At 65.2% G+C, this 5,766-nt stretch carries 3 protein-coding genes and 1 pseudogene; all 4 read right to left on the minus strand.

Annotation, left to right across the window (positions count from 1 at the left end; genetic code table 11):
• Positions 1-1,527 (minus strand): caspase family protein (locus tag EOA24_RS25185; RefSeq protein ID WP_127410168.1); only part of this gene is annotated, 1,527 nt, incomplete at its 3' end.
• A gap of 615 nt (positions 1,528-2,142) precedes the next feature.
• Positions 2,143-4,584 carry a M23 family metallopeptidase gene (locus tag EOA24_RS25190; protein WP_127410169.1) on the minus strand — a complete coding sequence of 814 codons (2,442 nt, stop codon included), beginning with the start codon at positions 4,582-4,584 and terminating at the stop codon, positions 2,143-2,145.
• On the minus strand, positions 4,581-5,009 hold the full coding sequence (locus tag EOA24_RS25195) for a DUF1036 domain-containing protein (protein ID WP_245491185.1): 429 nt from the start codon (positions 5,007-5,009) through the stop codon (positions 4,581-4,583). Before EOA24_RS25195 ends, EOA24_RS25190 begins: the two co-directional genes overlap by 4 nt.
• Positions 5,010-5,077: 68 nt before the next feature.
• Positions 5,078-5,766 (minus strand): annotated as a pseudogene (locus EOA24_RS25200) (serine/threonine protein kinase); the annotation flags it as partial.

Below are 5,766 nucleotides of genomic sequence, written 5' to 3' on the forward strand. Positions count from 1 at the left end.
CTCGCGAACCACGGTGTCGCTGTTGCGGCGGCGCTGAACGACCTGCGTCTGTTTCCGGCGCGGCTTTTGCTGCGCCGTCGGGTCCAACGTGCGGGTCTTCTGCACGACCTGCTTCCTGGTCGGCGCGGCGCGCGCCTGGTCGGCGGCGTTCCTGGCGCGCACGGCATCCATCATCGGGTCGGTCTGGATCACCAGCAGAGCCAGCTGTTCGCGCGTCAGATAGGTGGTTGAGGGCAGGCCGTTCTTGCCCTGCCAGACGCCGATCGCTTGGCGCGTCCTCGGGCCGATATTGCCGTCGACCTGGCCGAGCTCGTTGCCCAGCGCTTCGATGCGCAATTGCAGGTCGATGCGGCCGTTGCGGTCGAGCCCGATGGCGCTTTCCGTCAGTTCGGTGCCTTGCGTCTTTCTCATCTCGTCGGTGATGCCGACCGAGGTGCGGACGGCCGAGCCGGGATTGGCACTGGCATCGTCCGCGCCGCGCGCCGCCACCTGCTTGCCCGTCGCCGGATCCTTCAGCTGGTCGATGTTGAGCTTCGCCACCGTAGCGAAACGGCCGTTCGGAAACTGGTCGAGATAGGCCTCGTAATAGGGGATGGCGTTCCTCTTCGAAGCCTCGTCCCAAAGCCGCTGCTCGACTTCCCAGGACGGCGGCTCGCTGGCCACGGGAGCAGGCGCTGAAGTCGCCTTGGCCGCGTCTGCCACCGGCGTCGCGGCGGGCGAGGCTGTTTCTGCCACGGGCTTGCCGAGGAATACCTCGCGTCCGAGCGAGGCATTGTGCCATGGCCGCTGCCGGCCTTGCGTGGTTTCCGTCACCTCGCCGCGCACCCGCGTCAAGGCACTCTGGATCTCGACGCCCGGCTCGGTCAGGTGCTTGGCGAGAGCCAGCGAATAGGGGCTGTCGACGCCGTTGCCGTCGAAGGCGATGGCGCCGGGGTCGGTCGCATAGGCGATCAGGACGCCGCCCGTGCCCATGCCGTCGGCCTTTGCGTCGACCGGCGCGAGGCCGGCGCCGAGCGAGCGGCTCTTCGGCAGCGCCGCTGCCAGCGTGCGCGCCAGCGGATTGTCGCGGCAGGCGTCCAGAATGATGATGCCGACGGCGGGATCGGCGGGCAGCGCCGCCATGAATTCGTCGATCTGGACCGTGCGGGTCTTGAGATAGGCCGGCGACGTCAGCTCGGCATCGACCGGAATAAGGTAGTTCCTGCCGTCGACCTGCATGCCGTGCCCGGCATAGTAGATGACGGCAAGGTCGGCATTGTAGGACTCTTCGGTGAATTTGCTGATCAGGCTGTGCATGCCGGCATTGTCCTGGTCGACGCCTTCGATCACCTGGAAGCCGGCGTTGCGCAGCGTGGACGCGATAAGGCGGGCGTCGTTCGCCGGGTTGGGCAAAGCGACGGCATTGACATATTTGCTGTTGCCGATGACCAGCGCGACACGCTTGCTGTCGGGCGTGGCGGCCTGTGCGCCGAACGCGGCGTGGAACAGCAGGATCAACCCGCCCAAAAGGATGGCGAACGCTTTCATGGGATCAGCCCTCCGCCCCCTCGGGGCGCGTTATAAATGTCTGCGCATGCTGAATGTCGTAAGCGACAACGTCGCTTCTGCCAAAATCGTCCTTGAGCGTCTGTGATCTCGACCACAGATTTGGTTCACGAGGGGCTCGAAATTTCCTCGGTGAGTATCCGCTAATTTACCATTGGCGGGCCTGAAAAACCAATCGGCCCATCCGGCCATGCGAGGTTTAGTGAACCGACTCGTTCCTCAACACAGAAGTTTTGACCGGTTGGCTAGTGTACGTTGGCAGACCCCATGCCTTGGCGATTGGCCGAGACGACTGTCGCGGTCGTCATCCACGGGCGGAGCAAGGAGCGAAGCGACGCGCGCAGACCCGAGGATCCATGCCGTGACTTGGAAGCGCTGCGGCGGTCCAGAATTCTGCACCGTTGCACACTTCGGTCCAGGTAACGGCATGGATTCCAGGGTCTGCGCGCGTCGCTTCGCTCCTTGCTCCGCCCTGGAATGACGAGGTTCATGCGCCTTCAGCTCACCACCAGCGTTTGCGCTGACTATTCCAAACGGACGTTGATAGCCTCGTCCAACAAGCCTGCAATCTTTCAAGATCACTGTGTCGTCAAGGACCTAACCGGGCTCCAGCGTCTCCTGGATCGAGCCTATCAGCGCGGTGATCGCCTGCTTGTATTTCTCGAATTCCGGTGACGTCTGCCGCACCTCGGTCGTGGTCGTCGTCGGCTGGCCCTGGTCGGTCGCCACGCGCGGCACTCTCTGCCCCATCTTCCGCTCGGCCCAGTCCACGACGTAGCTCGCGGTCTTGCCGGTGAGGAACGGGTTGGCTTGGATGACGGCCGACCCGAGCACCGCGCTCAGCTGGCTCGAGCCGGGCGCCGCCAGAACCTGGGCCGCGCCTTCCATGCCGAGGAAATGGCACAGATAGAGGCGGCCGGCGGTGATCTGGTGGCCGCGCGCGCGCAGATAGGCCTCGCCCTCGCGCGCCAGGTTGCGCACCATTTCGCGCGACAGCGTGGCGTCGTAGCGAAGCGCGAGCAGGTCGGCGGTCGACAGCGAGCGGGCAAGGTCGGGCCGATAGGTGTTCATCATCCGGATCCAGGTCTTGGAGATGAACTGGCCGGCGCCGGTCGCCGAGGAAAGCGGGTTCTTGGCGCGTGCGCTGCCGCCGCTTTCGACATGCACGATCCGGTCGGTCAGCGTTTCGACCGCGGTATCGCCGGAACCGCCGGAGCTGACGGCAACGGCGGTGGCCACCGTGGTGACCGTCCCCAGCGGGTCGATCGCCTCGCCGTTCTGGTAGAGCTCGAAATGCAGATGCGGGCCGGGCGAAAGCCCGGTGGTGCCGATATAGCCGATGACATCGCCGGCCTTCACCTTGGTGCCGACGCCGCTGGCGATGGCGAATTTCTGCATATGCGCGTAACGCGTCTCGCGGCCATTGGCATGCGTGATCTTCACCAGATTGCCATAGCCGCCGCCATCGCCTTGGAAGGAGATCTCGCCGTCGAAGGCGGCCATGATCGGCGTGCCGACCGGCGCCGCCCAGTCGACGCCCTTGTGGATGCGAACTGTGCCCAGGATCGGATGCTTGCGCGGGCCGAAGGTCGAGGTCATCACCCCGGCGACCGGCGTGACCATGCCGTTGGTGACGGTCAGCGAGCGCACCTGATCGTTGCCGGTCACGCAGGCATATTGGCCGTCGCTCTGCTGGAAAACGAAACAGTCGAGGCTCCTGTCCGCGCCCTGGACGCCGACATAGAGCACCCGTCCCGAGATCTCGCTTTGGCCGCGCGGCGTCTGCGAATAGATCAGCACCAGGCGCTGGTCCTCGCTGGCGAAGGCGTCGAGGTCCTGCCCGCGCGACAGATACATGATCGCCTCGCCGATGACGCTGGTCGGCACCTTGTTGCGCGCCGCCGTCGAATAGATCGCGTCGAGCAGGCGGTACTGCCGCTTGGGCCCACCCTGGTCGGAGGTGCCGGAATAGTTGAACAGATCCTCGCGGACCCAGGGGTCGACGCCCGACACGAAGGCGCCGGCCGCATTGCGTGTCAGCGTGCCGACATAGACGTTCTTGGCATAGATGGAGACCTGCATCAGCGACATGGTCGTCGTCTCGCGGTTCGGCCGGAACCCGCGCATGGCCACCACAAAGCCGGCCTCCAGCCCGTCGCGGTTGAAGAGGGCCTTCAGCGCCTCGCCCGCAAGCTTGGCGTCATCGGCGGAGAAATGCGCGTCGAGCGCCACGCTGTCCAGGCTGCGGTCGTTGAGGATCTTCACGAACGTGTCTTCGGTGGCCTCGAAGCGCTGATACTCGCTGGTGACGGTCGCGACGGTCGTGTTGTTCTCGATCGCGGTTTTCTTGAAGGCGGGGAGTGCTGCCTCGCCCTGGTCGATGGTCTCGCCCCAGCCGGCCTCGGGGTCGTCGGCGTCCGCCTTGGGCGCCGAGCCGGCGTCGCTCTCGTCCGGTGCCGCTTGGAGATCATTCTGCAGGTCGCCTTGCGGATCGCCCTGTTGATCGTCCGGCGCCACGGCCGGAGCAGGCGGGCCCGGTTGCTGGTCGTCGGGCGCCGTTGCCGAAGGCTTGGGAGCGACCTGCCGCTGCGCCTGGAAGAAGGCGAAATCCTCTTGCGTCGAGGGGATCGTCGTCATGAACTTTTCGCTGGCGCTCAGCATCACGTCGGACATGATTTCGATCTGCGGCGAAGCCTCCGAACTGTCGAGCTCAGCCGGGCGCGCCACGGTCTTGCCCTTCGTCGCGGTGTCGGCATCGGGCGCCAATGTGATCCACATCGGATCGCCGGCCAGATCGATGATCGCCGGCACATAGACTGAGGCGTCGGGCGGCACGTCTTCCATGCCCTCGACCGGATGCAGCTCCTCGTCCTCGTCGCCGAACGACCAATAGTCCTTGGTCAGATAGAAGCCGGTGGCGACGGCAACGACGGCGAGCGAGGCAAGGCCGGCAAGGGCCCGGCGCCAGAGCTTGCGCCGGCGCTCGGCCAGGCGCGCCTGCTTCTTCTGTTTGAAGCTCGTGTCGATCGAGTGCGTCACGGGCTGTTTCCGGTCAGGAAATAGGTCCAGCGCACCTGTTCGAGCGTATCGACCTCGACGAAGCGCGCCGCGATATGGCCGCGCTGCCAGCACTCCTCGATGCCGCGGATCGAGAAGCGCCTCCGGTCGATGCACATCTCGGTCGACCCGTTGAGGATCGCGTGGCCGAAGACGTCCGTGGCGTAGAGATAGATGTAGCGGTTGGTCAGCTCCTCGCGGATGACATTGACGCACTGGTTGGCGCCGATCGTCCACCAGCCGTCCGTCTGGTCGGCATTGTCGACCTTCTGTCCGACCGCGAGATTGACGACGTCGAGCGTCTGGTTGCAGACGGTGAATTCGGCATGCGCCTTGCCGGGCGAAAGCATCGAGAACAGCGCCGCGCCGAGCAAAGCGGCAAGCGTCATGCGGCCCGGAAACAGCAAGCTACGCAGCTTGCGTGGCGGGGGCTGTTGCAAAGAACGCAAGGTGCGAGGGTCCATCGGCGTTCATGCTATCCGCCAAGCCGGAAATAGCTGGCCGTGGCCGAGAACTGCGACCCGCCGGCCTCGATCTCTTCGAGGATCCTTGGCAACAGCTCCGAGGCCGGCGTCGGCCTTGAGAACATGGCGGCCTGGATGTCCTTGGGGCCGGTGATCACCAGCATGATCTGCGGCACCGCCTTGCCGGCCGCCTTGTCCGCGGCGGCGAGGCCGATAGGGATATTGAAGGTCACCTTGTCGGTTTGCGCCACCATGCGGTCGTCCAGGTTGAAGGCGACGCCCTTGTGGTCGATCAGCATGATGTTGGAGACGAGCCCGCCGCCCGTATAGAGCGCGCCGCTGACCGGCGCGCCATCCGGTATCGATGTCTTGTCGAGGACAAGCTGCGGCTTCGCGGCCGAACTCCGGTCGAGAAAGCGAAGGAAAGTCGGCACGCCGCACTGGGAGAGCGTGATGAGGCGCACGCTGATGTCTGGCTCGATATGGAACCTGGACTGGAAATCGCCGAGCAATTGTTCGAAGGGCTGGACCGCCGTTCCGTAACCCTCGATCGTGGGGGCGCCGCCGGGTCCGGATGTCACGTTGGCGTAGAAGCAATTGCCGCCGCTGAAATCGCGCACCCAGGAGCGCTGCTCGTTCCACTTGGCCATGTCGTCTTCCGCTGACGGAAGCGCCGGCTTTGGCACATTGACGGCGACGT

Source organism: Mesorhizobium sp. M2A.F.Ca.ET.039.01.1.1, assembly GCF_003998035.1.
Lineage (GTDB): Bacteria > Pseudomonadota > Alphaproteobacteria > Rhizobiales > Rhizobiaceae > Mesorhizobium.